Below are 1,632 nucleotides of genomic sequence, written 5' to 3' on the forward strand. Positions count from 1 at the left end.
GACCAGCAATGACCCCGCCCCGCCATTGTCCCTGATAAGGTGGAGGTAACCGGCCGCGTCCGCGCTGTAGAGCGTGTCGAAGAACAGGACCCGACCGGTGTCGGTCTGGCCGGCCAGGCCTTCCAGCGTCTCCTTGGCGCGTTTGGCATTGGAGCACAGCGTCAGGTCCGGAACATAGCAGCGGGAGCGCATGGCGGCGCCCATCCTTTCGGCATCGGCGCGGCCGGATGCATCGAGCGGGCGATCGAAATCGCGTACGCCGGGCAGCGCCCAGCCAGCCTTGGCATGTCGCAACAGATAAAGCCTGCTCACCCAACCTCCGAATGCCGAAGCCTTCCAGGATTAGCCACGAGAACGGCGTCGCGCACAATGGCCCGTGTTCTTCGAACACAGCGAATCACCATGCTGCGGCGCCGCAAAAGGCGCCTGTGCATCGGCCCGAAGATCACGGTCGATCTTCGGAAAGCATGTTTCGTCGGATCGAAAGTGTCGCAGCGTAGTTTGGTACCAAAGCGACCGTATGCTGCTGCAAAGGCGCGCGCCGGTGCACATTAACAATTGCGTGAGACAGCGGCCGATTGCGCTTGTGCAGGCGTCGGGCGACGAATATATAGGCGCGAAATTTGGGGCAGTTTGGGTGAGTCGAATGAACGACATCGTTACCGCCGATTACGTACCCTCCGAAGACGAGCCGTTCATGAACGAGCGGCAGAAATCCTACTTCCGCTCAAAGCTCGTCACCTGGAAGAATGACATACTGCGCGAAGCGCGCGAAACACTGGAAATCCTGCAGCAAGAAAACGCCAACCACCCCGATCTGGCTGATCGCGCCTCTTCGGAAACCGATCGCGCCATCGAACTCAGGGCCCGCGATCGTCAGCGAAAGCTCATTGCAAAGATCGATTCCGCTCTGCAGCGCATCGACGAAGGCACCTACGGCTATTGCGAGGAAACCGGCGAGCCCATCGCGCTGAAGCGGCTCGATGCGCGTCCGATCGCGACGTTGTCGATCGAGGCGCAGGAGCGGCATGAGCGCCGCGAAAAAGTCTACCGCGACGACTAAAGACCAGGGCCGGCAGCGTACGACCAGCCGTCCATGAGCGACGTTGATTTGAATGGCCGGTTTTCCCCGGCCATTTTTGGCGGGCATTTACCGTTCAGGGCGCACGAATCCGCAAGCCCTCGACGCATGGGCCTTCCAAAAGGTGGTTCGGCAGCCGAACCGGCTACGATTTTCGCGTTGAGTAGCGCCTCAGCGGCCGCTTATCGCTTCTGGCTGGAAAGTTCGCCGAGAAGCTTGGTCATTTCATCGTCGAGCGACTGCGGCGCCTTCGCCACCGGTTTGCCCACCGGGCCGCCCGAACGGGGCTGGTCGAGCGACACTTCGAGTTCCCTCATCAGCGTGTCGTCGATGCTGTCCTGCACAGGTGGAGGCGGTGGCGCGTGCCGGACGACATTGGCATTGGCCGAGCCATAGGCGGGCAGCGGCGTGATATTGGTCGGCTGGTAGCTTTGCACCGCCGGCTTTGGCGCGGGTGCAGGTGCCGGCGCTATTTGGCGCGGGCGGGCGGGTGGCGCGGTGTTCACCGGCTGCGATGCGGGTGCCTGTCTTGCAGGCGGTGGAGCGGGTTG

2 protein-coding genes and 1 pseudogene are annotated in these 1,632 nt (G+C 62.3%); 1 reads left to right on the forward strand and 2 read right to left on the reverse strand.

From position 1 onward, the window contains the following. Positions 1-312, reverse strand: a 312-nt coding sequence (locus tag EN935_RS42155) for a histidine phosphatase family protein (RefSeq protein ID WP_245489002.1), incomplete at its 3' end; no start/stop codon positions are given. Between the two features lie 334 nt (positions 313-646). On the opposite strand from EN935_RS42155, the gene dksA reads away from it, so the two are divergent. Further along, on the forward strand, positions 647-1,063 hold the full coding sequence (dksA, locus tag EN935_RS18730) for an RNA polymerase-binding protein DksA (RefSeq protein ID WP_013531862.1): 417 nt from the start codon (positions 647-649) through the stop codon (positions 1,061-1,063). A gap of 200 nt (positions 1,064-1,263) precedes the next feature. Here dksA and EN935_RS18735 read toward each other — a convergent pair. After that, positions 1,264-1,632, reverse strand: a pseudogene (locus EN935_RS18735) (hypothetical protein); the annotation flags it as partial.

This window comes from Mesorhizobium sp. M7D.F.Ca.US.004.03.1.1 (genome assembly GCF_003998635.1).
Taxonomy (GTDB): Bacteria; Pseudomonadota; Alphaproteobacteria; order Rhizobiales; family Rhizobiaceae; genus Mesorhizobium; species Mesorhizobium loti.